The sequence below is a fragment of the Peribacillus sp. SIMBA_075 genome, from assembly GCF_046534585.1.
Genome location: NZ_JAWRYN010000808.1, coordinates 1 through 264 on the forward strand (window position 1 = coordinate 1; position 264 = coordinate 264).

Annotated in this window: 1 protein-coding gene; it reads right to left on the bottom strand. The window is 44.7% G+C overall.

Annotated features, from left to right (window positions below; translation table 11 throughout):
- A partial coding sequence (locus SB775_RS30455) for an FAD-binding protein (protein ID WP_410864992.1) occupies positions 1–264 on the bottom strand: 264 nt, incomplete at both ends.

The window sequence follows — 264 nt, forward strand, 5'->3', positions numbered from 1 at the left end:
CAGTGCGGATACCTTTACGTGCTGCATAGATTGCTGCACTTGCACCAGCAGGGCCGCCACCAACAACAAGAACATCGTATGGATCTTTATCAGAAAGCTCTGATGCATCTGGACCGTTACCCATTTTAGCTAAAATTTCTTCAAGTGTCATACGACCGCTTCCGAAAGATTCGCCGTTTAGGAAAACTGTTGGTACTGCCATGATGTCTTTGCTTTCTACTTCCTCTTTGAATGCAGCGCCATCAATCATAGTATGTGTAATAC